The sequence below is a fragment of the Streptomyces sp. NPDC001492 genome (genome assembly GCF_053597275.1).
Genome location: NZ_JBSFHW010000050.1, coordinates 1 through 26,607 on the forward strand (window position 1 = coordinate 1; position 26,607 = coordinate 26,607).

Genomic DNA, 26,607 nt, shown 5'->3' on the forward strand with positions numbered 1-26,607 from the left:
ACACCCCCCAACACACCACACACACCCCCCCCACCACCAAAAACACAGAACCCCCCACCACCACCCAGCCCCCCGCCAGCCCGCACCACTACACCGCCCCGCCCGAAGACCAGAAAAACAAAACAACCCCACCAAGACCCCCCACAACACCCCCCACACAAGCCTGCAACCCCCTCAGCCCCATGCAGCAAAACCCAAAGAAACACCCCCCCAGCCCGCACAGGTCGAGCGCCAGGAGCAGGCCGCGAAAGCGTGAAGGTAAGACACCCCTTCCACATCCACTACCGGAACAAAGGTGATCAGACATGGTTCCTCGGATCGGCGACCAAGTGATCGTCTCCTGTGAGCCGGCCTCCACTCGGGTGGTCGGGGTAGACCGCTACATCACACTGGAATGGCCGTGGAGAGCGATCGACAATTCCTCCAATTTCCGCTGGAACGGGCAAGTCGCACTCCCGCACGCGGATTCCCATGAGGAATGGAGCCCATTTCAACTCTCGCCAGCAGCCTCCACGCTCCAGGTCGGAGACGCCTGCGACGTGTTCATCCCGCCGACCAGGCTCTACGTAGGGCACTACGAAGAGTACGACCCTCCACGCAACCTGGGCTGGGCTCCCGCACCTATCGCAGGACTCTACGTCGTGCCACCAGAGCGGATGGGCATGGACATGGACATGGAGTACGCGGGGTACATGCTCTACCTGGGATCAGACCCCCTTCAGGTCGAACCAATCAAGGACTGAGTCGGCGCACTCCGGCCTCCAGCATCACGCAGCCGAGAAACGATCCAGTCCTGCAACTCTCCACACATCTCGACGATTGCTCCACCACCACGAGCGGCGTCTGCGGCGGCGACAGGCGAAACGGGTTTCACGCGGAAGCTCGAGACAGTCACCACAGGGTACGTGCCTGCCGGCATCATGCATGCTCCCGGACGCATATAAGTGTCTGTGTCTCAACCCCAGGCCGGGCCCTGGACAAGGCGCGCTCAGGCGTCGGGCTCGCTCGGCTCGTCGAGGAGGGCCAGCTCCTCCTCAGTCAGGCGCAGAGCGCCGGCGGCGATGTTTTCGGCGAGGTGGGCCGGGTTGGTGGTACCGGGGATGGCCAGCATGTGGGGTCCGCGGTGTAGGGTCCAGGCCAGTCGTATCTGGGCGGGTGTCGCATCGTGGGCGCGGGCGACGGTGTGGACGCGAGCGTCGTGCTCCTGGGCGGGGGCAGCCTCGCGCCGCAGGCTGGAGATGGCGAAGAACGGGACGAAGGCGATGCCTTGTTCCCGGCACAGGTCCACCAGCCCGCTCTCGTCGTCGCGGCGCCAGTCCAGGCCGTAGGAGTTCTGCACGCAGACCACAGGCGCGATCGCCCGGGCCTCGGCGACGTGCTGCGGCCGGACGTTGGAGAGCCCGAGGTGCCGGACCAGGCCCGCCGCACGCAGCTCGGCAAGGGCGCCGAAGTGCTCGGCGATCGAGTCCATGCCGTCGCTTCGCAGGTTCACCACGTCCAGGTGGTCCCGGCCGAGCTGGCGCAGGTTCTCCTCGACGTGGCCGCGCAGCTGGTCGGGGCGGGCCATGGTGAGCCACTCGCCGGAGCAGTCGCGCCCCGGGCCGACCTTGGTCGCCACGACCACGTCGTCGTGCCAGGAGGCGAGGGCCCGGTTGATGAGCTCGTTCGCGGAACGGAGCGGCGAGAAGTAGAAGGCCGCTGTGTCGATGTGGTTGACACCCTGCTCGAACGCGCTGTGCAGCAGCCGGACGGCGACATCGCGGTTGATCGGAGTGCCGTCGGAGTTCCCCATCATGCCGTTACCGGTCAGCCGCATCGCGCCGTAGCCGACGCGGTTCACCTCCAGGTCCCCGAGCTTCCAGGTCCCTGCTGCCGCTGCTGCGTTCACCGTGCTCCTTCACCTGTTGGATCGTCAGGTTCTGGAGTATGGGGCGGCTGCGGGGTGCTGCGACAGATCAACAGGCTGGGTGAAACGCCACATGCGTATCGGGAACGAACCATCGCCGCGCAGCCGTTGGACCTGTTGAGGGACTTCGATCAGGACGTCGTAGGCGCGCGACCACCAGCGAAGCGATCAGGCTGCCTGTGCGAGGTAGTACGGGGCCGTGTCACGCCGTTCGGCGGGGCGTGCCGTGCGGCTGGTCAAGCGCCTCGTCATCAAGGTGATGGCGGCCCAGGTGATCAGCGATTCGCTCATCTCGGCGGGGGCGTTCGTGGTCGCGGCAGTCCCGGCGGGCACGCATGATCCACGACCAGGACCGTTACCCTACCCACCTGCGCGGCAGGACGACGAAGCCCTTGGCGTCCGGAGGGCGCCGCCCCGTTTTGATCGTGATGTCGAGGTACTTCTTTGCCCAGTCCACCAGCTTCCCCGCGTAGGCGGAGTCTGCCCAAATGGTGGCGATCTCGGGGTGCGAGAGTGCGAGCCGGAAAAGCAGTTTCTTGGCCGCGTCCTGGTCGGTGACGCCGTCACCGCCGGTCTCACCCACGAATGGAGCTTCGGCAAGGTCGGAGGCCATGTCAATCGGGTGGAAACGATCAAGCGAGCCATGTACGGCCGTGCCTGGTTCCGCCTTCTGCGGATCCGGATCCTCGCTCGGCCGTGATCTACAGCCGATACCAGTCGTCCCCACTGCCGCGCAGGGAACGGCCGAGGTAGTCGCGCAGGTTGTGTGCTACCCCTCTGCGGCTGTCGGTCTCGTGCTCCCGGACGAAGACGTCCGGGTGCTGCGGTTTCTGCCCAAGGGCGAACTGATCGCCACCTCCGTTGTCCTCGAAGAACATGAAGGCTTCGAAAGGCATGTAGAGCTCGGCCAACGTCTGGTCGGACCAGAATGGGAGCTTCTGTTCGACGATCTGCTCCAAGGTCCATACGGTGTCCACGTGGGTGTGGCCGATCACCCCGTTGCTCTCCAGGAGCAACTGCTGGAGATCCGTCGGCAGGGGTCGGCCCAGGCGTCCTTCCGCCGCGACGATCCCGGAAGCCTCGACTGGCTCCCGAAGTCCTGCGTCAGGGAAGACTTCCCGTACTGACTCTCTCCACATGATCGCGAGCACAGCCACGTCCCTGAGTTCCGATCACATCAGCATGCACCAGATGAATCGTCAGACGACCGCTTCAAGATCATTCACGGAACTCCGGTCAGAACCGACAAAAATCCCCACCCTGACTCAGTTCTTCCCCAGAATCGTTCACCCGTGCCCCCACGCTGTTGAGCCAGGTCGCAGCGCCTTTATGTCCCCTGGAGGACGCTCTTTGCCGTGTCGATGAAGCCAGTGAGGGCTGCCCAGTAGGGGTGGTAACTGGCGTCGAATCGGTCCTCGGCGCCGGTAGCCCCGCCCAGGATGGAGTTGAGGGCTTGGTACGGATCAGCCGTCGCCTGTCTCACGGCGAACGCCGCAGCGGCAGCCTCGTCAGGACCCTCCAACTCGATGACTCGGACGGCTCGCCTGAGGTCGCCGTATGTATCCCGAATCCGGTCGCGGAAGTCCTTGAGCGTCGCAGAGCGGTTCTCGGGGTCGCTCAGTCGGTGCGCCTCTGCCGTCTTCCAGTAGAGATCGGCCATGCGCTGTCCGTGGTGGATGAGGTCCAGGTAGGCGGCTCGACGAGCCCCGTGCAGCCGCTCCATGCGCTGTGTCGCCGTCGCAGCATCTGCCTGAATTCGAGCGGCCCTTGTGTTCCCTCGGCTCGTAACCCAACTGGCCAGGACGGCCGTTCCGCCGGTGAGGGCAGCGATCCAGAACGTGTTGTCAGCCACCCTCCGCAGTGTCGAGGGCGGACCGCGCGAGCGCTAGAGCGCGTGGCTCCAACCGAGGCTTACCCATAGCCGTTGCTGACGAGCGAACCGGGTGGGGCGAGGAGCCGAACTGGTGAATTTCAGGGGCTCTGTCCGCAGGTCCGTGGATCCCCAGGTCAGTGAGGAGATCCACGTAGCGGGGCGGGCGCCTCCGCGGTGCCGGGGTCAGTCGACCAAATCGGCACGGTGCGCTGCGAAGTAGTCGGTGAGCGGTGTGGCGGGCTCGCCGGTGAGTCGTTGGACGGTGTGGGTGGTGATGTCGTACCAGCCATTGCGTTTGGCGATGCCGGCGGTGCTCCAGCCGTGAGCGAAGTGCTCGGGGATTCCCTGATCGACGAGCCGCTGGGGGTGTTCGGCGTCGGACACGTCCTCGCATCGCACGCGGTGGCCGGTGGCCTCGGTCAGCGCAGCAGCGATGTCTGTGTCGGTCACCGCCTCGGGCCCGGTGACCTCCAGGATCTCGCCCTGACTGCCTCCCTCGGCCAGGACGGCGGCGGCCACGGCGGCGCTGTCGTCACGGGTGAGGTGGCCGATGCGCCCGTCCCGGCTGTTACTGGGAAGGACTCCGGTGGCCACGGCCCGGGGGGCCAGGCCGATCAGGGTCAGCATCTCGACCCAGACGTTGAAGCGCAGGACCGTAAAGGGCAGCCCGGAGTCCGCCAACATCCGTTCCGTGGCCCCGTAGTCGGGGACGAGGGGATTGGGGTGTCCTGGGTCGCCGGCGCGGGTGAGGGAGGTGAAGACGACGTGGCCCACACCCGCCTTCGCGGCGGCGTCGATCGCCCGGGCGTGCTTGGGCAGCCGGTCGTCGGTGCCGATGCTGATGATCAGCAGCCGTTCCACGCCGTCGAGAGCCCGTACGAGCGTGTCCGGCTCGTCGAAGTCGCCGTGGCAGGTCTTGACGCCCAAGCCGGCACTCCTGTCCGGGGTGCGGGACAACGCCAGGACGCGGGCGGCGTCGGTACGCTGGATGAGACGCCGGACAGTCAAGCTGCCCAGGTTTCCCGAGGCTCCAGTCACTGCGATCACTACAAGCTCCTTTGCCGGGTGTCTCATCTGATGATGGGTGAGCGCGCGTCGTCTCGTAAGAAGGCACATTGATGTCACCCCTCCCTGAAACCTCGGCACTCGAACCCGTCGTCGGCGTCACGGTGCCGGTCACCGTCGACGACCACGAGCGGTGTCCGGCAACGGCGCTGCTACGCCGTGTCGGCGACAAGTGGAGCCCGGTGCTGCTGTCGCTTCTGGCGCAGCGCAGTCATGGGTTCAACGAGCTCGACCGGTCGGTCCAGGGCATCAGCCGCCGCATGCTGGTGCGCACGCTGCGATCGCTGGAACGCGACGGACTCATCAGCCGAGCCCTTCATCCCGGCACACCAGTGCGGGCCGAGTACGCCCTGACCGACCTCGGCCGTTCGCTGCGAGAACTGCTGATCACGCTCGGCCAATGGGCAGTCGCCCACGAGACCGAGATGCAGACAGCACGCGCCCGATACGACGCCGGATCCTGACCCGCTCACCACGTATCTGTACCGACGCCGAACTCCCAAGCACCTCTACGACGTACGTACTCCGGCGCCCATGCCTCACCACTTCACGCCACTTGGGCCAGAGCCAAATTCAACGAGCCTCATCAGCGGGGACCACCCGGGAGTCCACGCCTACCAGGCGCTCGACCACCGCCTCACAGCCGGTCTCCTCAGCAACCACCCCGATCACCGCGTCGAACGGACCCTCCGCATGCTCGACCCTGCCACCCGCAAGGGTCCAGGAACAAACCCGCTTCGCCTGCTGCTGCCGCAGACGCCGCTCGTGTTCCAGTAGCGACGACGCCACAGCACCACCCTCCCTGTGTGACCACCCGTGCCGCCGCCGTTGGACCGTGGAACGGACGGTGGCCCGGCTGTTGTTTGGGGGCCGCCGTCTGCACCGCCGTTACGAGCGCAGGGCCGGTCACTTCCTACCCCTCGCCAGCATAGCCGCCACCCTCATCTGCTACGCACGTCTGGTCCGGTGACACCATCAACTCCCTGGCCGACCGCGGAAACCGCTTGCCCGCGCCGGGCGGCCGTGGAACAGAGTGCCGCGCTCTGCAATCTTGCAGACACACTCACGGTGAGGAACGAAGCCAATGTTCCCGGCGTCCCCCAGCGGCCGCCGTCGGCACTGAGCGCCCGCTCTGCAGCAGCCTCAGCCTGCCACGCTGTCCCCTCCGGCGGCCCCACGACGCGGTGCCTTGCGCACCGCCACTCCCCCGTGCCCCGAAGCGTCCCCAGGTCGCCAGGGGCTTCTCCACAGACGTCGTGAGGCCAACACCCACCACGGATATCCAGATCCAGAGCTTTGCCGTCACCTGCTGATCTGACGCGGAGTCGTCAGTGCGACGAGCTTGTCCGGGTTGCGGATGGCGTAGAAGTGGTTGATCTTCCCGTCGACGACGTCGACCAGGAAGACACCCTCCAGGCGGTCTCCGCTGTAGGCGGCCATCGCGGGCGCGTTGTTGCAGTTGACCATCTCGATACGCAAGTCCGGCACCCGTCCCATGCGGAACAGTTCCTTGACGAGCGCGGCCACCTTCTCCGCGCCCACCACCGGCCGGCGTACCGCGGCGACCTTGCCGCCGCCGTCGGCGGTCCACGTGGCATCCGGTGCGAGCAGCGAAAGGAGCCCCTCCATGTCACCGGTCGCCGCCGCGGACATGAACTGCTCGGTGATCCGCATGGACGTCCCGGCGTCGACGGGGTCGAAACGCCTGCGCCGTGCCTGCACGTGCCCGCGGGCGCGGTGCGCTATCTGGCGCACCGTCACCACGGACTTGCTCACCGCTGCGGCGATCTCGTCGTAGTCGAACCCGAACACCTCGCGCAGCACGAACACCGCGCGCTCATCGGGGGTGAGCGTTTCGAGCAGCACCAGCATCGCCATCCACACCGACTCGGCGAGCACCACATCGGCCGACGCGTCGTCCTCGCTGAGCAGCAGCGGCTCGGGCAGCCAGGAGCCGATGTACTCCTCGCGGCGGCGCTTGCTGGCACGCAGGGCGTTGAGCGCCTGGCGGGTCACCAGCCGTGCCAGGTACGACTTGGTGTCCCGCACCGTCGCGAGATCCACCTGGGCCCACCGCAGGTAGCTGTCCTGCAGGACGTCGTCGGATTCGGTCGCCGAGCCGAGGATCTCGTAGACGATCGTGAACAGCAGTGGCCGCAGTACGGTGAACCGCTCGGCATGCTCGTCGGTAGTCATCGGGCCGCCGCCATCTGCTCGAGTCGCGGTCCCGGCTTGTACCACACGACGGTGCCCGGGTTGCGTGCCTCCATCCCGATGCCCATCACCGTCTTGCGGCACTGCTCCTCCTTCATCTGCGCTCCCTCCTGCCCGTCGCAGCAGGTATCCAAGGGAGTGTCATCCGCGCTGACGAGCTGCCTTATGCCGGCATGCCGGCCCAGGCTGACGAGCACCCCCTTGAAGCCCTGATCCAGCACCGCAGGGGCGGTTCCCGCGATGCGGCTCAGCACGGTGTCGGCGGCCTGCACGCCAAGCGGTATCGCGGCCTGGCAGCTCATCCGCAGCGGCCGGCCCGACGGTGAACCGGCGTCACCCGCCGCAACAATACGGTCGTCATCGACGCTGGTGAGTGTTTCGTCGGTGAGCAGCCGACCCAGCTCGTCCACGCGCAACCCACTGGCCGCCGCCAGACCCGGCACGCCGAAACCGGCCGTCCAGATGGTGAGCGCGCTCTGCCGCACCGCTCCATCGGTGAGGACGACCGCGTTCTGACGGACCTCAGCCACCCCGGTCCCCTCCAGCACCGTGACACCGTTCTCCGACAGCCACATCGCGACGGACCGGCGGGCAGGAGCGCCGAGCGTCGGTGCCAGGGTCCTCCCGGCGACCAGAGTGACCTTGCGCCCTTGTTCGGCGAGCTCCGCAGCGGTCTCGATGCCGGTCAACCCGCCACCGACCACGGTGACCACGGCATCGGCCGGCAGCTCCGCCAAACCGGCGCGCAGCCGTTGGGCGGATTCGAGCTCGGCGACGCAGTAGGCGAAATCGGCCGCGCCCGGCACACAGGAGGGGACCGCGCCGGTGCTGCCGACCGCGTAGATGACGTAGTCGTAATCAATCGCGCGGCCCGAGGCCAGCTCCACCTTGCGCAAGGCGGTGTCGACGCGGGTGGCGTGGTCGACAACCAACTCGATGCCGTCACCGAGGATCGTGCCGTAGTCGACCGAGGCGTCATAGTTGCCGGCCACGAACTGATGCAGCCGGATCCGTTCCACGAACCTCGAGCGGGAATTGACAAGACTGATGTCGACGTCGTCGCGCAGCCTGAGATGGTTGGCCGCGACCGTTCCCGCGTACCCGCCGCCGATGACCACGATCTTGTGTGAGGTGCTGTGTTCAGTCATGCCCCCAAGACACCGAGGACCGCAGCGACGTGACAGGACACGAAAGTGACGCCCGCCACCCCACTGAGGAGCATGCCGGCCTTCACAGCGCCGTGATCATCACCGGAGTTCAAGGCCAGCCGCCGGCGCCCGCACACCCACGCGCAACGGCAGGCCAATATTCCAGCTGTAGATCTCACCTCCGACGACGTGCTCTTGGCCTCCCCATCGGAACTCCCAAGCGATGACGGGCACTTGACCGCCGGGGGCTGTCTGGGAGTACCCGGAACGCCTTGTGGCTGCCCAGCGGGCGGCGCACCGCGATCGGGCCGCTTCTCATTCGACCCGTTATTGCACAGTTGTGACGGTGAGCGCACAGCTCCGTCATGCGCCGTGGGAAAACTCCTTCCGATCGCGAAGAGCAGCAGGCCGAGCGGACCGGTTCGGGTCCCGGGGACGGCGGGTGGCTCCCGCGAGAGTCTCGTCGCAGCGTCGTTCACATCCCTGGGGGAACCTCGATGTCCATTCGTAACCGTCGGAGCACCGCGGCCGCATTCACGGCAGGTGTCGCCGCGCTGCTCGCCCTGAGTGGCGCGGCCGCCACCGCGATGGCCGCACCGTCCTCCGGCCGCGACGCCAGGAGCAGCGCCGCGATGGTCGCCGCGTCCGCGTCCGCCCACACGCTCACCGTGCCCAGGGGTCTGACCATCAGCGACGGCACCCGCCATGTCTGGGTCAACGGCAAGTCGGTCGACTTCGGCACCGTCGTCCGTGACCTGGCCTGGAATCCTCGCGGCACCAAGGCCGCCTTCATCGACGGGCACGGCAACCTGGAGGTCTCCGACCCCGACGGCAGCCACCGCAGGACCGTCGCCGCCAACCCGGGCGGGCAGACTTGGTCCCACCCCACGTGGCAGGTCACCGCGGCCGACCGGGCGAACGGCATCCCCGCGAAGAACAACATCATCTTCTCGGCCAAGGTCCACGGCAGCACCGTCCTGGAGCGCGTCAAGGCCACCGCCGACCACGGCACGCCGGCCAGGATCAGCCTGAACAGCGACGCGGACGGCGGCAGCCTCCCGAAGACCGACAACACCTGGCCCAACGTCGGCGGGACCTACGGCACTTCCGTCTACGAGAACACCCGCACCGGCGAGGTCTACATCCGTGACGACTACCTGCGTCAGCAAGGCGGTGCGCTGACCAGGGGTTCCGAGCCCGCGCTCGCACCCGACGCGGAGGAGGTCGTCTTCGTGCGCTCCATCGGCGGGCACGACCACCTCTTCGTCGACGACCTGAGCACTGGCAGCAACGCCGTCAAGGACATCACACCGCACGCCACCACCGACTACACCGAGCCCACCTGGTCACCCGACGGCAAGACCATCGCCTTCCGCGCCCCCACCGGCACGTACACCGTGACCAGGACCGCCCACGGCTTCGGCAAGCCCGTGAAGGTCACCCGGCACACCGGCCTGCCGGCCTACCGCGGCTGACCGCCGGCGGGCCGGCCGCCGGAGCGGGCGAGTTCGGCCCGCAGCTCTTCCAGATGCTGGTCGGCCGTGTCATGCGGCAGGTACTCGACCACATCGAGAAAGCGGAACAGGACCTGGGTCGAGGTGACGGCGAACTCGTAGTCGCCGAAGCCGACCACGGCGCCCAGCTCACCACGAACGGCACCCCGGACGACATGCGCGGTCATGTCGTCCGGGTTTTCCGCTGTCAGCCCCCGCCGCGCGTTGGGACGCGCCAGATACGGGCAGACCATCGAGGCGTAGAGCATGCAGGCGCGGTGCCCCGGAGCTTCCAGCGTCGCCGCCATGTTGCGGTACGGCCGCCCGGCAGCGAGCGCCTCGCGGATCGCCGAGCTCTCCGCGGCGCCGACCACCCGCCACACCGGCCCCTTGGGCATCAGGGTGTTGCACACGGAACACAGCCGCCGTCGCGCGCACTCGGCGCTGCGCCCGTAGTCGGTGAGCGCGAACTGGGGTTCGTCGCCCTCCCACGGGGTGATGGCGGGTACCGGATAGCCACGGCTGTCCCGAGGCCGGGCCTCGACGCTCGCCGGCATGGGAACGGAATCGAATCGCACACCTCATGTTCAACCAGATGACCCTCGCACCGCGACGGGCAATCAGGCATGCCCACACCTGGGAAGTCCCGGGACGGCGTTGCCCAGGCGGGCTTCCGGGCGTTGTTGGGGTGGAGTCCAAGCGGCTCTCTCAGCTTCCTCGCTTGCCCCGGCACAGCGCCGGGGTCGCACCTCGGGCGCCTGTGGCGGGGACGGGTGGGAGCGTGCTTGCGTTGCACGCGCGTTCGTACGGGCACGGGGCTGGTCCATGGTGGCGGGGAGTTTGCCGGTGCGTCGCAGCCACCGGACGAGGACGTCGGTGACGTGGTCCGCGGTGGCCAGTTCGCGCCATTCGATGGCTTGCTGGAGCAGGGCATCGGGGTCGTGTCCCGCGCGCTTCACCTGGTCCAAGGCGGCGGCGAGGGCATCCCAGCCGGGCTCGCGGCAGGACGAGCGCATCGCCCAAGCCGTGGACAGCGCCGGACGATACGGCACAGCCGAGTTCGCGCAAGAGCGGGGGCTGAGTCATGCGGTGCCGGGCGCGCGGGGCGTCGACGTGCAGCCGTCGCCGGCGGTCCGCGCCCGGCCCCCATCCACGCTGGTCGCCGTCGCACCCGTACCGCATCTGCACCGCAGGCACCGGGACTTCGGCACCCCTCAGGACGCCTCCACCGCCGCTTTGATGCGCCGCCCGAACGCGGGCGCGTCCTTGCGCGCGGCGCCCAGTGCGAAGCCCACCAGCAGCTTTCCGATGCCGTGGCCTTCGAGGACGTTGAAGATCCTCACCCTGGTGGTGCCCGGACCGGTGGACTCCAGGTCGTAGCCGCCTTCGTCGGCCGTCACGATGTTTTTCGAGGTTTCTGCCCAGCGGATTCGGTGAGGGGCCTCGAATTCGGTGATCCGGAACTTTCGGCCCGTCTTCATGCCGGCGTCCTTGACCGTGCTCGTAAAGACCGTGCCGACTGCTGTCGGTCCCTCCGGAGTCTTCGTGATCGCCTGGACCCTCGGGCTGAACTTGGGGTCGTTCGTGCCGTCGGAAAGAAAGGCGAAGACTTCCTCGATGGGACGGTTGATCTCGGCTGTCGCCTCAAACTGACCGGCCACGATTCCTCCTGTGCTGCGGTCGCTGGAGTTGCGGCTGTGCGCACGCTGGTTTGCCGAGCACCATCAGCGTATCGCCGCGGCTCCGCCCACCGCTCGTCATGGGCGCCAGGACACCGACACGGAGATCGGGGACCTGCGCCGAGGCACTGACGAGGGGGAACTGTTCAAGTTGCTGTGGGCCAGAGAAGGAAGTCGGCGAACGCGCGTCGAGCGGGTTCAGGCCCGACTTCGTCCAGGGCGGCGCGCACGGCGTGCAGGTGGGCCGGGGTCATCTCCAGCGGGGGTTCGTCCGGCTGGTACGTGGTGCGGATCGGGTAGTCGACGCCGGGCTCGCGGGTCATCTCGATGTGGCAGCCCAGTACGTGGGTGACGGCACGGCGGTCGGCGAATGCGATCAGCCGGTCGATGGTCCGTGAGAAGGCCGGCCAGTCCTCGATGTACAGCCGTCCGCGGTAAACGGTGTCTCCGGTCAGCAGGAATCCCGTCCACGGGTCGTAGAAGGTGATGGCTGCGGAGTCATGGCCTGGGGTCGCGAGAGCTTCCAGCACCCGCCCGCCGAGGTCGAGGGGCCGTACCGCCTCCGGGTCGTCGGCGAACCCGAAGTACGTCCAGGACGCATCCCGATCGGCACCGACCACGATCGTGTCCGGTCGGTCGAGGAACTGGCTGTCTCCCGCGACGTGATCGCCGTGCGAGTGCGTATGGAGCACGAGAAGGCCATAGGAGTCGCGGGGGTTGTGCGCCAGCCACGTCTCGACAAGGTCATCGACAGTCCGGCGCACCGGAAAGAATTCGGGTGACGCCGTGGCACCCGTGTCGATCAGGACCGCCTGGCGATTGCCGAACAATAGGTACAGGAACGGGGCCTCGTAGTTGATGGCCATGTTCTGTCTGAGCAACACCGTGTGCTCGTCGGACCAGTGCACTTGAAGATCGGGGTCGGTGTTGTGCTTGGCCGACGGTGACCCGTGAATCCAGTCGACGCCCAGGGGCTTTGCACTGAACTTCCGGACATCTGGTTCGCCCGTACCGGACACGTTGCCTCCCGCAGTGCGTCGTCTTGGCGGGCCGGGTACGTCGCACAGCTCGTCCGGGAAGACACGCGGCTTGCGGCTCCAGCAGGGACGCTATCACCGGACATTGTGTACGAGGTGTACGAGCGAGCAGCTGCCCGGTGGCGGATCAGGGCGCGGTGAACAGCGTCGGGAAGCGGGGCGCGAGCCAGGGTTTGCGTCCGCAGGCAACGACCTGTCCCCGCCCGATGGCCCGCCACGGGTTGCGGCGGCCCAGCGCGATGAGGAGGAAGGCCACGGGTTCGATCAGGATGGTGCAGTCGGGACGTCTTGGGGGCGCCGGGGTCACGTGCACGGCGCCGTCGTCCAGGCTGACGCCGAATGCCGGGCCGCCCCGGAGGCGGATGGCGTAGCGGACGCTCAGGCCGGCGATGGCGGCCGTGTCGGCGACGCGTGGCATGACGGAGAGCATGAACGGCATGCACAGCCCGACACGGTCGCGGTCGATCATGTGCGGGCGGTTCAGGGCGCGAGCAAGGTCGTAGCCGTGGCCCAGCATGTGTGTGAGCAGGTAGGACGCGAGGACGTGCCGGTCCATGGGACCCAGCGGCGTGACGAGTGCGGGGGCGCTCTCGTCGCTCGCGGCTCGATCCGCGGCGTCGAGGAACGCGGCGGCCTGCTCGACGATCATCGACGCCAGCGGTTGTGCCCGGCGCTCTGCGAACACGGTGAGGGACTGTGCGTTGGCGGCGGCCAGACTCTGCGGCGTACCGTCGCCGTAGGGGCGTGCCTGTCCGGATGCGAGGTCGGCCATCAGCTCGTTGGCCAGTGCCAGATGGGCGGCGGCCTCACCGACCGTCCACTGCGAATCCGGTACGGGAACGGTCGTGTCGGAGGCGTCTTTCAACAGCTTGGCGATGTCAGCGGCGGTCTGCCGTATCGCTCCTGCGAGTCCTTGGGGCAGTGGCCCCTGGATGTCCTGCTGCGCCGTAGGCTGCACGCTGCCCGTTCCCTCCCGCCGACCGCGCCCTCGCGTATCCGGCGCGCCGTACCCAATCAGACTGAGGGACGCACGACAAGCCGTCGTACCTGATCGGGAGTGCCGGAGCCCTGACAGCCGCTCCCCGGCGGCCTGGGTGACGGCGCCCGCGTCTTCGCGCGCGAACTGCGGTTGTCGTTGAATCTCGAACACCTTGACCGTGACGGGGACGGGGAAGCGGCTGCACTCTGCGACCCGGGCCGCGCCTTTGCGGCCTACGCCGACTCGGCCGCCGCTCTGGACGCGTGGCACGGCGGCGGCCGTGACGGTCCACGACCGTGGGGACGGCTGCGGACCTATCACCCGCCGCATCTGTCCCGCATCACACGAGCCCTGACCGACCCGCTCTACCGGGTCGTCGCCGATCCCGACGGCCGACCGCGCTCCCTGCGTCGGCAGGGTGCCTACTGACAGTGTCCCGGAGGTGAACCAGGCAGGAAAAGCCAGGCCGGAACCCTGCTCCTCCTGTCTGCGGGGCCGATGCGTATCGCCTCCTGCCACTGACCTCACGCCGGGTGTTCCGTCCACTCACCCCGCGGGCTCCGTCAGGCCACGGCCCATTGCAGACCGCGGCCGGCCGGCGTGGCTGTCCTGTCTTCGACGTCGACGCCGCCACCCCGGCTGCCGGGGCAGGGATCGGTGGCCGTGGGAAAACGGCCTTCCTCGTGACCCCTGCCGCCAGGGCGCGTGTCGCGTGGTGATCACCAGAGCCGTGACGGCCCGCGTCTGACGAGCGCGGATACGTTCACCTCGCCGCCACCTTCGTCATCCGGCTGTGGCTGTGACCGAATCGGCGGTTTCCGGCAACGGCTCGATGGGCGGCCGGAGCACGGCCGTGGAACGGTGTTGTCCTCGCCTGCGCTGATCACTGAGGTCGTTCGCCTGACTGCCGGGTCGGCCTTGGGCCATGCATGAGTGGGTTTCCCGGCCTCGGCGTGAGCCCGGGGCGGCCCAGAGGCCCGCCCCCTTCTCCGCGCGTTTGCTTCCGGCGCCCGCGTACGGCGCCTTTACAGCGGATGCCAGGACCGGAGACAGACCACTGATGTCCTACGACCAGCCGGGCCCACATGCCGAGGTCCAGCTGAACCGCACGGCTGTGCAGGCGGGCGACCGCTGCCTGTCCGCCGAGTTCATCGCCGCGATCGTGGGCCTTAAGGTCGGCGCGCCGGTGGGCCGTTCCTGCCAGTTGACCTCGGCAACGGCGTGACGCTCGCCTGCTACGAGACGAGAGACGAGGCGATGCGGTCACGCGATCCGCGACAAGACAGCGGCCGATGCCGCTTCGCGGAAACGGCTCAGTACCACAGCGGTCACCTCGAGCGCCGCACCCAGCACGTCCGCGACGACGTCCGCGCCCTGCGCGCCACCGCCGTCGGGGTGGCCGTCAGGGGCCTGATCACATCTGCCGGCCGTCGGCGGGGGGTTGACGTCGCCGACTCCTTCCTGCGGGAGAGGAACCTACCGCGGTGCGTCCATGGATGAAGGCGGTCGGACGGGGTAGCAGAGCTGCTGCCGTGTATACCCCGTTCGAGGAGGGCTTGTGACCGAGCCGGCAGGTTTGAGTGTCGAGGTGTCCGTGATCAGCTCCGACGCCGCGATCATCACCATCAGTGGGGAGCTGGACGTCGACACGGGCCTCGTCCTGCAGCACCAGCTCGCGGGCCAGGTAGTGCATGGACGCCGTCACCTGGTGCTGGACCTGGCGGAAGTACCGTTCATGGACTCCGCTGGGCTGGGCGTCATCATACGAGCCATAAATGACGTTCGGAGCATCGACGGATCCGTGTCCCTGGCCGCCCCCGGTCAAGTGGTGCGACGTCTGCTCGACCTGACCGGGGTCGGCATGAGCTGCCGGATATTCGACAGCGCGGACGCGGCCTGTGAAGCGCTCCTCGGTCAAGGCGGTGAGACCGTGAACACCACGACGGGCAAGGCGGCTCCATAGCAGATCAACCAGAGTCAGACGCTACCCACAGGGCCTGATCGCGATAATTCCTCCCCCCGCCGCCGGAAGGAGTCACGCGAACAGGCGCTGGTCGTGAGATGTACCTGATCGACTACCTCGCCGTGGCCGGCTGACTCGGGTCTGCCGCGCGATCGGGTGACATCTGAACTGGCTTGCCCTGTAGGGCGGGTGGGAAGGATGTCGCTGTGCCCAAGCCTTATCCGGAAGAGTCGCGCCAAGACGTCGTGCGGGTCGCGAGGAACCGAGGCCCGGGTGTGACGGTCGAGCAGGTGGCCACCGACTTCGGAGTCCATCCGATGACGTGTGGAAGTGGATGCGCCGCGCGGACATCTACGACGGGACCAAGCCCGGAACGACCGGCCAGGAAAGCGCGGAACTGCGGGAAGCGCGTCGGCGGATCAAGCTGCTGGAGCAGGAGAACGAGGTTTTTCGGCGGGCCGCGGCCTATCTGTCGCAGGCGCATCTGCCGGGAAAAGGATCTACCCGCTCGTGAAGGAGCTGGCCGGGGACGGGGTGCCCGTCACGGTGACGTGCCGGTTGCTGATGCTCGCCAGACAGCCCTACTACGCCTCCTCGGTACCGGTCCGCTACATCGGGCGTCAGCTGCGGGTACTCCTCCATGCCAACGACCTCGTCGTCTACGACGGTCGCACCGTGATCACACGGCACGAACGGCTGGGCGGCCGGCACGGCTCCCGCCTGGTCCTCGACCACTATCTGGAGGCCCTGCTGCGCAAGCCAAGAGCCTTTCCCGGCTCGACCGCACTGGAACAAGCCCGCTCCGCGGGCCGCTTCACCCCCGTCCACAACAAGTGGTGGGCCGCGGCGAAGGCCGCCCACGGTGACGCGGCCGGCACCCGCGCGTGCTCTGTCCGCAGTTCCGTGAATGATGTTGGTGCTGCGGCAGGCTGCCGCCGAATCGATCTCACCTCTCGATCGTGCTGCCGAAGTGGCACGTCGTCTGCACAGCCCTCAGCCCGATGTTTCCCCCGTGACGGTGCGGGTGCAGGCTGCTTGACGCCCTGTGTTTCCGGAGCGGCAGCGCGGACGGGCGCCGGATTACCGATGAGGCGTTTGCCTTCGGCAGGATGGGCGCATGACCGAGATCCGCACACCCCGTCTCCTCCTCCGTAACTGGCACGACGACGACCTCGTGCCAATGGCGGACATCAACGCGGACCCACGGGTCATGCGCTGGATCGACGACGGCTCGGTGCGCGACCTGGACCACACAGCCGAGGCCATCGAGCGATGGGAGGAGGAGTGGGACGAGGAGGGCTTCGGGCTCTTTGCCGTCGAGCTGCTGGCCTCGGGCGAACTGATCGGCTTCACGGGACTGTCCGTGCCCGAGTTCCTGCCGGAGGTGATGCCCGCCGTGGCGATCAGCTGGCGGCTGGGTTCACAGTTCTGGGACCAGGGGTACGCGTCCGAAGCCGCGCACGCCACGCTGGAGTTCGCGCTTCAGGACCGCGGCCTGGACCGCGTCATCAGCATCAACCGGGTGGGGGACAACGCCTCCGAGAACGTCATCCGCAAGCTCGGCTTGGAGCCCGAGCGGGAGACGGTGCACCCGGTGTACGGCTACCCTCTGCGCGTTCACGCCATCGACCTCACTGAGTTCCAGGCGTAAACCGGCCGAACCATCGAACATCGCAAGACAGCCGACCAATATCCCTACGCCCCCCGAGCGCATTGATCGCGACGGTACGGACACGAGAGACAGATAGTGTCCTCCCGTCGCTGACCCGCGCTTTCACGGAACTGCGGGCAGAAACTATTTTCACGAAGCCCCATCACAGGCGCTGGACGGTCACCGGCGGGACGGCGTCGAGCAGGGCGACGCAGTGGATGCTTGGCCTGTCAGGTAATCCAGACCACCACAGATGGCGGATATATCTAATTCGCCATCAGTTCCCTTTGGGTCGTGGGGATTTCCTGAAGAATGGGCGGGGCGGCCGGAGGGACGATCCTCAAGGGGCGCGAGGGGACATACTCGGCGCGCAGGGTCTGCGGCCGACCGCAGACGTCGCCATGCAGGACGCGGTCGGGGCGGGCAAAGAAGGCTGGATCAGGCCCGGGGCTGACGGGCCCGGCAGACCGTCCCGTGCCCGGCCGCCGTCACCTGGTGTGAAACTTGTTGACCGTCCCGCCCTCCGCGCATGACCAGGATCGGTGCTCCAGCAATCGCTCAAGACTCCTCCGAGCAGGCCGGGCGCAGACCGCGCAGCGGACCTCGATGTCCAACGATGGGGGTGCGGGCCGATCTTGCCCGCTGGAGGTGGCCGTGACCGCGGTCAGTTGGAAATCGTCCTGCGGCGCGGTCCCGGCTGCTGGCTCGGACTGCCAAGGTGCCCGCGACCCGATCATGCTCAGCCTCCGCTAGTACTCCAGCTGTAGATCGTGACCTTGCTCGCGAATGGGCTGCTGGTGAGCGACTTGCATACGCTGAGGTGCCCGTCCTGGCAGATCACTTGCATGCCGCTTGAGCCCGGCATGAAGTTCGACGAGCCTGCGGGCGGGACCGGCGGCATGTACCGCGCCGCCGTACAGGTCATGCGTGATCGACTGGCAGGTGCGGCACAGTGACGCCCTTCAAGCGGCGGATCTCGTCGCGGCCGTGGGCAGCGGTGCGGGTGCGGTCCATCAGCGGCACGTCCTTCCAGGGAAGATCCTTCACCAGCTTGTGCAGGGTCGGGTGGTTGCCCTTGAGCACAGCGATGTAGTGCGCGCTCTTGTCCTCGACCAGGAACTTCGCATGGCCGGTCTGGGTCAGCAGTGCATCGAAGGTCACCACCGCGCCGGTCAGGTCCAGCGGCTCAAGCGGACGCGGCGGCCGTCGGCGCGTATCGCGCCGCGCAGGGACTTGCCGTCCACCGCGACCGCTGCCCGCACCGGGCCAGACCGCGGGTGTTTGTCCTCGTCGGCGGTGCGGGAGGCGTCCGCACGGGCGGTGAGCCAGCCGCTGATCGCTGCGTCGAGGGCGTCGCCGTCGACGCGTTGCAGTACCCGGCGCACGGTCGCCTCGCTGGGGGCCCGGTAGGGCCGGTCCGGATCGCGCAGCGCGGCCCCGCAGCGGAGAAGGAGCTGGCCAGGGGCGTCGGCGGCCCACTCTGCGATGGCGGTGAGGGACTTTGCTCCGGCCAGGACCGCGCAGGCGGTCAGGGCCGGGACGTACGACAGTGGGTGGCGTCGGCCCCTCAGGCGGCGCGGGTCAGGCAGGCGGCGCAGCCGGTCCAGCAGGCCGGGCAGCTCATCGGGACATGCCGGATCGGAACCGGCGAGTTGGCCCAGCCCGGCGGGGATGGGCGATGATGACGCGGCAGGCACGGTCTTCCGTTGTGGTGATCAGCGAATTCGACACTCCATGATCACCGGGATCCGTGCCTGCGCGTCTGCTGTGACCTTCAGCGGTAGCTGGCCACCGCGGTCTGAGCTTCGGTGCCGAGTCCGGGCGAGGCGTGCTGTCGGTGCCCGGGGTCAGAGGCTGTTGAGCAATTGCAGGCGCTCGGCGCTGGGTGAGCCCTGGTCGGCGTAGTAGACGACGAGGAGTTGCCGTGCCTCTGGCCTGAGCAGCTTCTCGTAGCGCAGTTCCAGCTGCCCGACCAAGGGGTGGTTGAACTGGGTGTAGCCGGCGGCGCGGCGGCGCACTTCCCGTCTGGCCCACAGCGTGCGGAAACGTTCGCTGGCGACCGTCAGCTCGCCGATCGTCTCCATGAGTTCGGGATCGGCGTCGTCGATACTGAGGGTCGCACGAAGTCCGGAGACGGCTTTGACGGTCACGTCGTCCCACTGGGGATAGAGGCTGCGCATCTCGGGCTCGAGGAACACGGCTCGCAGGGGGTTACTCCCCACGGCGAAGACCGGACACAAGGCCACAGCCAGGCGATTGGCGGCGACGACGCGGCCGGCCGGCCCCTGGACGTAGGCGGGTGCGAGAGGCCAGCCGTCGAGCAGGGGCTGGAGGTCGGCTTGGCCCGTCTGGGAGCGGGGACGGCGTCGCCGGGCCGGGGGCGTGGGACGGGCGAGGCGGTGCAGGTAGGCGACGGCGTCGTCCTCGAGTTGCAGCGCCGCAGCCAGGCTTTCGAGGATCTGGTCGGAGGGGTGCTGGTTGCGGCCCTGCTCCAAGCGCAGGTAGTACTCGGGGCTGATGCCGGCGAGGTGGGCAACCTCCTCACGGCGCAGCCCCGGGACACGGCGGCGCTCTCCGGCGGGCAGGCCGGCCTGCTGGGGGCTGAGCTGTTCCCGCCGGGCCCGCAGGAAGTGGCCGAGGGTGTCCGCCATGTCGTGCATCCTTCGACGTTAGTCGGCGAGCGGGCCGAGCCGCACCAGACTGCGTGCACTGGCGACGACACCCTCTTCGTTCGAGCGCGGTGCCCAGCCCAGCTGCTCACGGGCCTTGGCGTTGCTGGCCCGGCGGACCACGCCCAGCTGCGGCACCGTCTCGCGCAACTGCGGGCTGACCGTGGACAGCAGCCGCAGCAGCCAGGCTGGGGCCGACCGGGTGGGGGCCTTGGCAGCCGCTTCGCCCAGCTGGGAGCGAAGGGCGAGCGCGATCTGCTCGAAGGAGATCGGCTCGCCTGCCAGTGCCAGATACCGCTGCCCGGCGGCAGCCGGCGAGGTCATCGCCTTGATGTGCAGGTCGGCGACGTCCCGGACGTCGACGGTATTGGTCCAGATCGGCGGCGCGGCGCGCATGGCACCGGTGAGCATCGCGTGGATGATGCGGATCGAGCTGGAGTAGTCGGAACCGAGTACCGGACCGAAGATCCCGACCGGGTTGATCGTGGTGAGTTCCAGACCGTTGCCCTCGGCGGCAATGAAATCCCACGCAGCGCGCTCGGCGACAGCCTTCGACTTGACGTATGGGGTCACGCCGGGCCCGTCCAGGCTCGTCCAGTCGGCTTCCGTGAAGACCCGGTCCGTCGGGCCGTGACCGTAGCCGACCGCGGCGAACGAGGACGTCAGGACCACCCGCCTGACGTCGGCGTCCCGCGCGGCCCGCAGCACCCGCAGCGCACCGTCGCGGGCCGGGACAATCAGTTCGTTCTCGTCCTTCGGACGGGAGCCGGGGAACGGCGAAGCGATGTGCAGAACATAGTCAGCCCCCGCTGCGGCCCGGTCCCAGCCGGCGTCGGCGGCCAGGTCCGCCTCGACGTAGGAGACTCCCTCCCGCCCTGGCGCCTCAGCCACGGAGAGCATCTTTTCGACGTCAGGTTGCCGCTTCAGCGAGCGCAGCGTGGTCGTGACCTTGTGCCCCGACGCCAAGAGCCGCGCGATCGTGTGGGAGCCCAGGAAGCCGGTCCCACCAGTAACGAGTACGTGTGCCATGACGACAGGATCACCGTGCACGACCGCTCAGCTCCAGATCCTGCTGTTACTGGTACCCGCAGGGACAGGCATGACGGCCGTGTCGTCAGTCCCCCCAACCAGCCATGTGGCCAGGTAGCACTGCGGCTGGCCAAGTATCGCTGCGAGCCACATCTGCCTGCCGTTTCATCGCGAATCACCAACACGGCCGAGATGGGGCATCAGGACCGTATCCGCCATATCGGGCCCACCGCGAGAACGACTGAGCCCTGGCCACCGCCCGCAGCCGCAGGGCCTCCTGCGCCGACGGCGACAGACGCCGCGCGTCCCCCACCAGATCGCAAACACCCACCCAACGACCCAGAACCTAAACCGTTTCTGATCAATACACCGGCCGCATGGGTGATGCTCAATTCCATCACCTGGTCAGCCTTCAGCTCGGCGGCGACCCGAATGACTACCGGCCTGGATTTTCTGGAATGCCCGAATCAGGCTCAGATAATCTGTGCACGCAGAAGACTGGATATCACGCCCTGCCCGGCCGCCCCCCGAAGGGCCGGCTCAAGTTCACAACGAATGGAAGCCTTCAACAACGACCACAGTTCAGAATGTCTACTTTGCTCCACTAAATCCTATATATCCACGGCGCCCTCCGGCATGCGATGAGATTGATTACAGCCATGAAGTGGGGTGGAAATCAACCGCCCTCCTGTCATCGTGGATGACAGCAGGCCCTGGCCCGTCCAGGCGCCTCGGCGTATGGCCGGAAGTGCACTCGCCTTCGCGAGGAGATGCCTGGCGTTTATCAGTTGCCTCCGAAAGAACCAATCAGGAGCGGCCGAGCGGCCGGCACTTTTCATCCGCAAGAGAGGAAGGACCGCATGCAAATGCCGCCGCGCAATCACGCCAGGAGTTCTGTGTGCGCACCCTTGACCGTCTGCCGTCTCGCGGCAGCGCCCTTAGTGTTTGCGGCCACGCCGGTCGGTATAACGGGTCCCTTCGAAGCAACGGTTCCTTTCGAATTCGTGAACCTGCCGACACGGGCACCCCCTCCGGGTCCGGGCACTCACATTTATTCACGGTTTCCCACCGCAACGACTCGACCTGCGACCAGGTCGTGGCCCCGCAGATCCAGGTGGAGCGTCCAGCTGCCGGACCCTTCCTGACCCCTGCGGACATCGAGGTGAAACGGCGGGATGCGGACGGTTCCTGCGCGGCGGTGCCCGCGCCCGCCCTCGTATCACCTGCCCCTTGGGGGTGGGCCCGCCTCCATGCAAGTACCGCAGGACAACGTACTTCAACACTCAAGTACTGTTCGCAGACTCGATGAGTTCAACCTGACCGTCTGCTCAACCGCCAATCCCCCCACACCACTTCGGGAAGAATCCACGTGTCCAGTTCCACAGGCCGTCACCGTAAGCCCAAGCCCGCCGGCGTGGCGGTACGCCGTGCCCTCGTCGTCGCTGCGAGCGCGCCGGTCGCCACTGCGATGCTCCTGGGCCAGGGCTCCGCCTTCGCCGCCGATCAGCCGACGACCGCAACGGCCCCCGACCACATCGCCGACTCCGCGGACGAGCAGATAGCCAAGAACCTGGACACCCGCGTCCAGAACGCAGCCTTCACCAACTCGACGTTCAGCGGCCTCGTCATCGACGAGGCGAGCGGCAGGACGGTGTGGAACCACAACGGGGACACCGTGTTGATGCCGGCTTCCAACGCCAAGCTGGCCACCGCCACCGCCGCGCTGACCGTCCTCGGCCCGAACCACCGCTTCAGCACCAGAGCCCTCTACAACGACGGCGTCGTCACCCTGGTGGGCGGCGGCGACCGGCTGCTGAGTACCGCCGACCTGGCCTCCATGGCCGCCGACGTGGTCTCCCACCTGCAGTACGCCGGGGTGAAGTCGGTCCGGGTGCAGGTGGACGACAGCCTCTTCCCGGACCCCGCCTTGGCCCAGGGCTGGGATCCGAGCTACTTCACCGATGTCATCCCGCCGGTGCGAGCGCTCTCGGTTGACGAGAACTTCACCCAGGACACCTCGCTCGACGCGGGCCAGGTCTTCGCCGAGCAGCTCACCGCCAAGGGCCTGACCGTCACCGGTAGCATCACTCGCGGTACGGTCCACCCCGGCCAGGCCCTCCCGATGGCCGTCCACCAGTCCCCGACGGTCGCTGACACCGTCCACCGGATGCTCAAGAAGAGCGACGCCCAGATCGCTGAGTCCCTGCTGCGGATGACCGCGCTGCACACGGGCCGCCCCGCCACCTTCGAGGCTGGCTCCGAGGTGGTCACCGAGGTGCTGCGGAACTACGGCATCTCGTTGGAGAACTTCAAGCTCTACGACGGCAGCGGTCTCTCCCGCGAGGACCGGATCTCCGCCGAGACCGTCGCCCAGATCCTGGAGACCGACGCCGACCCCCGAAACCGCGTGATCCTGCAGCCCGTCATCGACGGCCTGCCGGTCGCGGGCGAGGCGGGGTCCACGCTCGACACCGCGCTGGACCGCTTCGACACACCGGACTCCAAGTGCGCCGTCGGCAAGGTGATGGCCAAGACCGGCACCCTGACCGGCGCGATAGCGCTGAGCGGGCTCACCCGGGGCTCCGACGGCCAGTGGAAGATCTTCTCCTTCATCGAGAACGGCTCCACCGCCAAAACGACCGACATCCGGCACGCAGAAGACGGCCTCGCCGCGACCGTCAACGGCTGCTGGGCCTGACCAAGGAGATCCGACGGGCGGGCCCGAAAGGCCCGCCCGTTCTCCCTGCGCTTCAGACTCCGCGGGTGGAAAGACAGATGGGATGGCCCGCCGGGTCCAGCAACACACGCCATACGTCAGGGCGAGGCGGGAACGGTGCCGCGACGGCACCCAGGGCCGGCATTCGGTCCTGGCCGGCATCCAGGTCGTCGACGCCCAGTTCGATGTGGGCCTGTTTCCGCCGGGTGGGGTCGGGCCAGGTCGGGGGGCCGACAGGGGGGTTCCTGTGTGCACGGTGCGCGAGGCCCGCGCCTGGCTCTGCCGTTGTCGGACAGTCAGCCGCTGAGCCTGCAGGAGCGCCCCGCCAGGGCGCGCAGCTTGCGGACCGCTGTGCGTACGCCGTAGGCGACGACAGTGCTTCTGCCGTCAGGGTGCTCCCAGGTGAGCAGAGCCGACTCGTCGGACAGGTTCCCCTCCACGGACGCCGGCTCGCCGTGCAGGGGCGGCGGTCCGACGACCTTGATGGACACTCCGATGATCTCGGTCCAGAAGTAGTCGTCCGAAGGGGGTCCCGCCGCTTCCCTGCCGAGCGCGGTGGCCGCGGCGACCTTCGCCTGCGCTACGGCGTTGGACCAGAACGGAGTACGGCGGTCGGGCCGGCGCCCGTCGGCACTGCGGTAGGCGACGTCACCGGCGGCGCAGATGCCGGGCACACCGGTCGAAGCAGGTGTCGTCGATGTCGACGCCGAGACGGTTCGCCAAGCCGGTGTGCTTGAGCCATCCGGTGGTGGGGCCCCTGTGCAAGTCACGACGAGGTCCGGTGAGGATGGTGCCGTCGCCGAGTACGGCGCCCTGGACCGGATCGCCGGCCAGGGTGACCAACCCGGGGCTGTGCAGGTACCGGACGCACCCGAGTGGCTCCGCCTTTCGTGTTCATCCTCCGCATCCGCCACCGCAGCCACCCCCTCCACCGCAGCCACCGCCACCGCCTCCGCCGTCTCCGCCGGAGGACGAGTGGGAGGTCGATGCGGTCGGCCCGAGCAGTGCCTCGCGCAGTGACACGTCCTCAAGTCCGTATATGCCCAGGCGGGCGAAGTGCATGACGGATTCCGGCACCGCGATCGCAGTGGCGGCGTAGACGGCGCGTATGTACTTTCGTGGGTCACGCACCATGGACCAGCGGGCCCAGTTCAAGCGCTCCGAGACCCTGGTGGTCTCGTCGTGGAAGGGCACCGCCACGAGGACCACCACCGGGGTCAGCAAAAGGCACAGCACCAGGAAGCCGACCGGCCGCCCCAGCCGGATGCCGTTGACCAAGCGGGCGATGCCGACTCCGAGGACGGCCAAGGGCAGCAAGAGAACAAGCCGCGAGGCCAGGGAGCGGCCAGGCGTCAGCCGTACGCCGTCGGCGATGGCGACGAGACGTGTGCGGCGTACCGGCTGCGTCTTCGACGCCCGTCGGCGCACCTCGTCCAGGGTGAGACGCTCGTCTGGGCCGAACACTTCGAGCACCGAGGCCTGGACGGGTTCATCGGGCGCCTGACCGCAGACGCTGATCCTGTGGTCCCCGTCGACACGCAGTCGCCCGCTGTCGATCAGGGCGTACACCGCCGTGTCCACCACACCCGTCTCGTACTGACACACCCTGGCGTAGGTATAGACGTCCAGCGGCCCCACAGGCCTTGACCGGCGCCCTCGGACCAGGAGCCGCACAAGGGCGGCCACCAGGGTCGACACGCCTAGAGCGATGCCGTACACGCCCAGGAACTGCGGACCGCTCAACCCCCATGGTTGTTCCAAGTCACCTCCGCACGACAGTCGGAAGAACAAGGATGGCAGGCGACCAAGCGGGACACCTCAGGGAAATTACGGAATCCTGTACGTAGTCAGTCGAGCCCCGCCTGTTCACGCTCCCCCACGCAAAAGCTCGCTTCCACTCCTGTCAACGGCCATGTGTAGTCCCCGGTGGCGGCCGGATGTTCGAGAGGCGGTTCGGCTGCACCGAGCCTTTCGGAAGATCCGCCAGGACTTCAGCCTCGCGACCCTTCACTCGACCGGTGCTCGCGACGCCGCCAGTGCTCACGCGGTGGGTGCGGGCCCGCGGTCAGGTCGTGGGTGCGGCGGGGCAGAGCGGGCGAGATCCACAGCAGGTTGTTCGCGGGGTCGGCCGCTGCCTGCACGTTCACCCCGTGGCGGCGGTGCTTCTGGGAGAAGTCGGTTCGGCTGTCGCCGACCCCGTCGCACTCGGCGAGCGTGCCGTCGAGCAGGACGTACTCGGGATCGGTCTAGCGCAGGACCCGCAGCAGTCCGGGCGCCCGGCGGGACAGGTGATCGACGAGAGCGGTGATGTAGGCGTGGGCGGTGCCGACGGATATGGCGGAGCCCGCGGCGATCTGCGCGAGCGCGTCGCGCCGGCGCAGATGGACCAGGGCGACGAAGAGGGCTGCGGAGCAGGGGACTTGGTGGGACCGCTTTCGTCGCTCGTTGCTGCGGAAGGACAGGCGGGTGACGATCACCTGATGTGCAAGCCGCTGATGAGCTACGGACCGGTTATGGCATGCAGATGCTGCGTGTGCCTTTTGCGGCGCCACCCAAGTGGTCCCGCGAACCCGACGCGTCAGGATGTGCGGTGGCGGTGATCGTGGAGGGACTGCCGAGGGAGTCACCCATGTCGACTGCGATGTTGCTGATGCCCTGGCCGGCCAGGTGCGCAGCGAGGCAGGCGGTGCTGTTGGCGTTGGCGATGTCTTCCGCGACGCCGATCGACGGGGCGAACATGCGGGCCGTGCGTGCAGATGCCCGCCCACGTCGCCTCCCGCCATGCGGTGACCGCGTCTTCGTACGCCGAAGTCAGCAAACGCCGGCATCGTATGAGGTCACCGGATGACGGCTGTGCGGTGTCGTAGCTGTGGAAGATCAATGAGCAGCGTGCATACGACTCAGCCCGGGCGCGCTCTGCCCTCGGTGCCGTCGCCGGCGGCTGTCAGAGCCGGACGGCCCACACGCCGCACGGTTGCTCCGAGCTTGGCGACCTATGTGGTCACAGCACGGGCGGATCGTCCGGAGCGCTGCCGCGATCCGGGAGCTGTCCAGGTCGACGGCTGACGACGGCAGCCGGCAGGGCCGGCAAGTCGGACCGGCACATTGGGTCGTCGTGACCGATGCCCGGGGCGGTGACCGGGGCCTAGGTTCGGGCTGTCCTCGTCGGTCACCCACGGCCCGAC

30 protein-coding genes, 5 pseudogenes and 1 riboswitch are annotated in these 26,607 nt (G+C 67.9%); of the genes and pseudogenes, 12 read left to right on the plus strand and 23 right to left on the minus strand.

Going from position 1 to position 26,607, the window contains the following annotated elements:
* Positions 1-305: 305 nt before the first annotated feature.
* Positions 306-743, plus strand: coding sequence for a hypothetical protein (locus ACWC1K_RS41555; protein WP_450838410.1), 438 nt, complete (start codon positions 306-308; stop codon positions 741-743).
* Between the two features lie 245 nt (positions 744-988).
* Here ACWC1K_RS41555 and ACWC1K_RS41560 read toward each other — a convergent pair whose 3' ends face one another.
* The 4 genes from ACWC1K_RS41560 to ACWC1K_RS41575 form a co-directional block, all read right to left on the minus strand.
* Positions 989-1,888 carry an aldo/keto reductase gene (locus tag ACWC1K_RS41560; protein WP_450838412.1) on the minus strand — a complete coding sequence of 300 codons (900 nt, stop codon included), beginning with the start codon at positions 1,886-1,888 and terminating at the stop codon, positions 989-991.
* 186 nt (positions 1,889-2,074) lie between these two features.
* Positions 2,075-2,239 (minus strand): hypothetical protein, encoded by a 165-nt coding sequence (locus ACWC1K_RS41565; RefSeq protein WP_450838414.1) that lies wholly within the window; start codon positions 2,237-2,239, stop codon positions 2,075-2,077.
* A gap of 22 nt (positions 2,240-2,261) precedes the next feature.
* Complete coding sequence (locus ACWC1K_RS41570; RefSeq protein WP_450838416.1) at positions 2,262-2,489, minus strand: hypothetical protein; 228 nt, start codon at positions 2,487-2,489, stop codon at positions 2,262-2,264.
* A 118-nt stretch (positions 2,490-2,607) separates the two neighbouring features.
* Positions 2,608-2,922, minus strand: coding sequence for an SMI1/KNR4 family protein (locus ACWC1K_RS41575; protein ID WP_450838524.1), 315 nt, complete (start codon positions 2,920-2,922; stop codon positions 2,608-2,610).
* Here ACWC1K_RS41575 and ACWC1K_RS41580 point away from each other — a divergent pair.
* On the plus strand, positions 2,884-3,033 hold the full coding sequence (locus tag ACWC1K_RS41580; protein ID WP_450838534.1) for a hypothetical protein: 150 nt from the start codon (positions 2,884-2,886) through the stop codon (positions 3,031-3,033). The genes ACWC1K_RS41575 and ACWC1K_RS41580 overlap by 39 nt on opposite strands.
* Before the next feature lie 200 nt (positions 3,034-3,233).
* On the opposite strand, the gene ACWC1K_RS41585 is transcribed toward ACWC1K_RS41580, so the two are convergent.
* Together ACWC1K_RS41585 and ACWC1K_RS41590 are read right to left on the minus strand one after the other, a co-directional pair.
* Positions 3,234-3,758, minus strand: a complete 525-nt coding sequence (locus ACWC1K_RS41585) for a hypothetical protein (protein ID WP_450838418.1) — start codon at positions 3,756-3,758, stop codon at positions 3,234-3,236.
* A 204-nt stretch (positions 3,759-3,962) separates the two neighbouring features.
* On the minus strand, positions 3,963-4,853 hold the full coding sequence (locus tag ACWC1K_RS41590; RefSeq protein ID WP_450838420.1) for an NAD(P)H-binding protein: 891 nt from the start codon (positions 4,851-4,853) through the stop codon (positions 3,963-3,965).
* A gap of 44 nt (positions 4,854-4,897) precedes the next feature.
* On the opposite strand from ACWC1K_RS41590, the gene ACWC1K_RS41595 reads away from it, so the two are divergent.
* On the plus strand, positions 4,898-5,308 hold the full coding sequence (locus ACWC1K_RS41595; RefSeq protein WP_450838422.1) for a winged helix-turn-helix transcriptional regulator: 411 nt from the start codon (positions 4,898-4,900) through the stop codon (positions 5,306-5,308).
* Between the two features lie 112 nt (positions 5,309-5,420).
* On the opposite strand, the pseudogene ACWC1K_RS41600 reads toward ACWC1K_RS41595, so the two are convergent.
* Positions 5,421-5,570, minus strand: a pseudogene (locus tag ACWC1K_RS41600) (NUDIX hydrolase); the annotation flags it as partial.
* Positions 5,571-5,655: 85 nt separating this feature from the next.
* Here ACWC1K_RS41600 and ACWC1K_RS41605 point away from each other — a divergent pair.
* Positions 5,656-5,814, plus strand: a pseudogene (locus ACWC1K_RS41605) (IS5/IS1182 family transposase); the annotation flags it as partial.
* Between the two features lie 332 nt (positions 5,815-6,146).
* Here ACWC1K_RS41605 and sigJ read toward each other — a convergent pair.
* Together sigJ and ACWC1K_RS41615 are read right to left on the minus strand one after the other, a co-directional pair.
* Positions 6,147-7,040, minus strand: coding sequence for an RNA polymerase sigma factor SigJ (gene sigJ / locus ACWC1K_RS41610; protein WP_450838424.1), 894 nt, complete (start codon positions 7,038-7,040; stop codon positions 6,147-6,149).
* Positions 7,037-8,206 carry an NAD(P)/FAD-dependent oxidoreductase gene (locus ACWC1K_RS41615; RefSeq protein ID WP_450838426.1) on the minus strand — a complete coding sequence of 390 codons (1,170 nt, stop codon included), beginning with the start codon at positions 8,204-8,206 and terminating at the stop codon, positions 7,037-7,039. Before ACWC1K_RS41615 ends, sigJ begins: the two co-directional genes overlap by 4 nt.
* 497 nt (positions 8,207-8,703) lie before the next feature.
* On the opposite strand from ACWC1K_RS41615, the gene ACWC1K_RS41620 reads away from it, so the two are divergent.
* Positions 8,704-9,681 carry a TolB family protein gene (locus tag ACWC1K_RS41620; protein ID WP_450838428.1) on the plus strand — a complete coding sequence of 326 codons (978 nt, stop codon included), beginning with the start codon at positions 8,704-8,706 and terminating at the stop codon, positions 9,679-9,681.
* On the opposite strand, the gene ACWC1K_RS41625 is transcribed toward ACWC1K_RS41620, so the two are convergent.
* From ACWC1K_RS41625 to ACWC1K_RS41640, 4 genes are all read right to left on the minus strand, one after another.
* On the minus strand, positions 9,669-10,256 hold the full coding sequence (locus ACWC1K_RS41625) for a hypothetical protein (protein ID WP_450838430.1): 588 nt from the start codon (positions 10,254-10,256) through the stop codon (positions 9,669-9,671). The genes ACWC1K_RS41620 and ACWC1K_RS41625 overlap by 13 nt on opposite strands.
* A 657-nt stretch (positions 10,257-10,913) precedes the next feature.
* Positions 10,914-11,360 carry an SRPBCC family protein gene (locus ACWC1K_RS41630; RefSeq protein WP_450838432.1) on the minus strand — a complete coding sequence of 149 codons (447 nt, stop codon included), beginning with the start codon at positions 11,358-11,360 and terminating at the stop codon, positions 10,914-10,916.
* Between the two features lie 164 nt (positions 11,361-11,524).
* Complete coding sequence (locus ACWC1K_RS41635; RefSeq protein ID WP_450838434.1) at positions 11,525-12,262, minus strand: MBL fold metallo-hydrolase; 738 nt, start codon at positions 12,260-12,262, stop codon at positions 11,525-11,527.
* Between the two features lie 147 nt (positions 12,263-12,409).
* A riboswitch (guanidine-III (ykkC-III) riboswitch) is annotated at positions 12,410-12,479 on the minus strand.
* 63 nt (positions 12,480-12,542) lie between these two features.
* Entirely contained in the window at positions 12,543-13,373 is an 831-nt protein-coding gene (locus ACWC1K_RS41640; RefSeq protein ID WP_450838436.1) for a maleylpyruvate isomerase family mycothiol-dependent enzyme, read from the minus strand.
* A gap of 177 nt (positions 13,374-13,550) precedes the next feature.
* Between ACWC1K_RS41640 and ACWC1K_RS41645 the strand changes: the two genes are divergently transcribed.
* The 6 genes and pseudogenes from ACWC1K_RS41645 to ACWC1K_RS41670 all read left to right on the plus strand — a co-directional run bounded on the left by ACWC1K_RS41645 (position 13,551) and on the right by ACWC1K_RS41670 (position 17,008).
* Positions 13,551-13,823, plus strand: a complete 273-nt coding sequence (locus tag ACWC1K_RS41645; protein WP_450838438.1) for a hypothetical protein — start codon at positions 13,551-13,553, stop codon at positions 13,821-13,823.
* A gap of 631 nt (positions 13,824-14,454) precedes the next feature.
* Positions 14,455-14,663: pseudogene (locus tag ACWC1K_RS41650) on the plus strand (VOC family protein); the annotation flags it as partial.
* Positions 14,664-14,952: 289 nt separating this feature from the next.
* Positions 14,953-15,357, plus strand: coding sequence for an STAS domain-containing protein (locus ACWC1K_RS41655; protein ID WP_450838440.1), 405 nt, complete (start codon positions 14,953-14,955; stop codon positions 15,355-15,357).
* 334 nt (positions 15,358-15,691) lie between these two features.
* Complete coding sequence (locus ACWC1K_RS41660) at positions 15,692-15,871, plus strand: hypothetical protein (protein ID WP_450838442.1); 180 nt, start codon at positions 15,692-15,694, stop codon at positions 15,869-15,871.
* Positions 15,872-15,921: 50 nt separating this feature from the next.
* Positions 15,922-16,512, plus strand: coding sequence for a Mu transposase domain-containing protein (locus tag ACWC1K_RS41665; protein ID WP_450838526.1), 591 nt, complete (start codon positions 15,922-15,924; stop codon positions 16,510-16,512).
* Positions 16,475-17,008 (plus strand): GNAT family N-acetyltransferase, encoded by a 534-nt coding sequence (locus ACWC1K_RS41670; protein WP_450838444.1) that lies wholly within the window; start codon positions 16,475-16,477, stop codon positions 17,006-17,008. The genes ACWC1K_RS41665 and ACWC1K_RS41670 overlap by 38 nt, the downstream gene beginning before the upstream one ends.
* Positions 17,009-17,929: 921 nt before the next feature.
* On the opposite strand, the gene ACWC1K_RS41675 is transcribed toward ACWC1K_RS41670, so the two are convergent.
* From ACWC1K_RS41675 to ACWC1K_RS41690, 4 genes are all read right to left on the minus strand, one after another.
* Positions 17,930-18,169, minus strand: coding sequence for a hypothetical protein (locus tag ACWC1K_RS41675; protein ID WP_450838446.1), 240 nt, complete (start codon positions 18,167-18,169; stop codon positions 17,930-17,932).
* Positions 18,170-18,180: 11 nt separating this feature from the next.
* Positions 18,181-18,705 (minus strand): transposase family protein, encoded by a 525-nt coding sequence (locus ACWC1K_RS41680; protein WP_450838448.1) that lies wholly within the window; start codon positions 18,703-18,705, stop codon positions 18,181-18,183.
* A gap of 150 nt (positions 18,706-18,855) precedes the next feature.
* Positions 18,856-19,659, minus strand: a complete 804-nt coding sequence (locus tag ACWC1K_RS41685; RefSeq protein ID WP_450838450.1) for a helix-turn-helix transcriptional regulator — start codon at positions 19,657-19,659, stop codon at positions 18,856-18,858.
* A gap of 18 nt (positions 19,660-19,677) precedes the next feature.
* Positions 19,678-20,706: an SDR family oxidoreductase gene (locus tag ACWC1K_RS41690; protein WP_450838452.1), complete on the minus strand. Its 1,029-nt coding sequence runs from the start codon at positions 20,704-20,706 to the stop codon at positions 19,678-19,680.
* 1,369 nt (positions 20,707-22,075) lie between these two features.
* On the opposite strand from ACWC1K_RS41690, the gene dacB reads away from it, so the two are divergent.
* Positions 22,076-23,404, plus strand: coding sequence for a D-alanyl-D-alanine carboxypeptidase/D-alanyl-D-alanine endopeptidase (gene dacB, locus ACWC1K_RS41695; protein ID WP_450838454.1), 1,329 nt, complete (start codon positions 22,076-22,078; stop codon positions 23,402-23,404).
* 52 nt (positions 23,405-23,456) lie between these two features.
* Here dacB and ACWC1K_RS41700 read toward each other — a convergent pair whose 3' ends face one another.
* The 6 genes and pseudogenes from ACWC1K_RS41700 to ACWC1K_RS41725 form a co-directional block, all read right to left on the minus strand.
* Positions 23,457-23,813, minus strand: a complete 357-nt coding sequence (locus ACWC1K_RS41700) for a VOC family protein (protein WP_450838528.1) — start codon at positions 23,811-23,813, stop codon at positions 23,457-23,459.
* Positions 23,719-24,096 carry a hypothetical protein gene (locus ACWC1K_RS41705; protein ID WP_450838456.1) on the minus strand — a complete coding sequence of 126 codons (378 nt, stop codon included), beginning with the start codon at positions 24,094-24,096 and terminating at the stop codon, positions 23,719-23,721. Before ACWC1K_RS41705 ends, ACWC1K_RS41700 begins: the two co-directional genes overlap by 95 nt.
* The gene (locus tag ACWC1K_RS41710; RefSeq protein WP_450838458.1) at positions 24,071-24,265 is read right to left on the minus strand and encodes a hypothetical protein; all 195 of its coding nucleotides are present in this window, start codon (positions 24,263-24,265) and stop codon (positions 24,071-24,073) included. The genes ACWC1K_RS41705 and ACWC1K_RS41710 overlap by 26 nt, the downstream gene beginning before the upstream one ends.
* Before the next feature lie 51 nt (positions 24,266-24,316).
* Complete coding sequence (locus ACWC1K_RS41715) at positions 24,317-25,183, minus strand: TIGR04222 domain-containing membrane protein (protein ID WP_450838460.1); 867 nt, start codon at positions 25,181-25,183, stop codon at positions 24,317-24,319.
* A gap of 105 nt (positions 25,184-25,288) precedes the next feature.
* Positions 25,289-25,884 (minus strand): annotated as a pseudogene (locus tag ACWC1K_RS41720) (transposase family protein).
* A gap of 49 nt (positions 25,885-25,933) precedes the next feature.
* Positions 25,934-26,170 (minus strand): annotated as a pseudogene (locus ACWC1K_RS41725) (PhzF family phenazine biosynthesis protein); the annotation flags it as partial.
* Between the last annotated feature and the right edge of the window lie 437 nt (positions 26,171-26,607).

Coding starts and splice junctions, on each gene's coding strand:
- sigJ (WP_450838424.1), bottom strand. CDS start 7,040: ATGACTACCGACGAGCATGCCGAGCGGTTCACCGTACTGCGGCCACTG.
- ACWC1K_RS41625 (WP_450838430.1), bottom strand. CDS start 10,256: ATGCCGGCGAGCGTCGAGGCCCGGCCTCGGGACAGCCGTGGCTATCCG.
- ACWC1K_RS41590 (WP_450838420.1), bottom strand. CDS start 4,853: ATGAGACACCCGGCAAAGGAGCTTGTAGTGATCGCAGTGACTGGAGCC.
- ACWC1K_RS41595 (WP_450838422.1), top strand. CDS start 4,898: ATGTCACCCCTCCCTGAAACCTCGGCACTCGAACCCGTCGTCGGCGTC.
- ACWC1K_RS41670 (WP_450838444.1), top strand. CDS start 16,475: ATGACCGAGATCCGCACACCCCGTCTCCTCCTCCGTAACTGGCACGAC.
- ACWC1K_RS41685 (WP_450838450.1), bottom strand. CDS start 19,659: ATGGCGGACACCCTCGGCCACTTCCTGCGGGCCCGGCGGGAACAGCTC.
- ACWC1K_RS41660 (WP_450838442.1), top strand. CDS start 15,692: ATGCGCCGCGCGGACATCTACGACGGGACCAAGCCCGGAACGACCGGC.
- ACWC1K_RS41620 (WP_450838428.1), top strand. CDS start 8,704: ATGTCCATTCGTAACCGTCGGAGCACCGCGGCCGCATTCACGGCAGGT.
- ACWC1K_RS41555 (WP_450838410.1), top strand. CDS start 306: ATGGTTCCTCGGATCGGCGACCAAGTGATCGTCTCCTGTGAGCCGGCC.
- ACWC1K_RS41615 (WP_450838426.1), bottom strand. CDS start 8,206: ATGACTGAACACAGCACCTCACACAAGATCGTGGTCATCGGCGGCGGG.
- ACWC1K_RS41690 (WP_450838452.1), bottom strand. CDS start 20,706: ATGGCACACGTACTCGTTACTGGTGGGACCGGCTTCCTGGGCTCCCAC.
- ACWC1K_RS41665 (WP_450838526.1), top strand. CDS start 15,922: ATGCTCGCCAGACAGCCCTACTACGCCTCCTCGGTACCGGTCCGCTAC.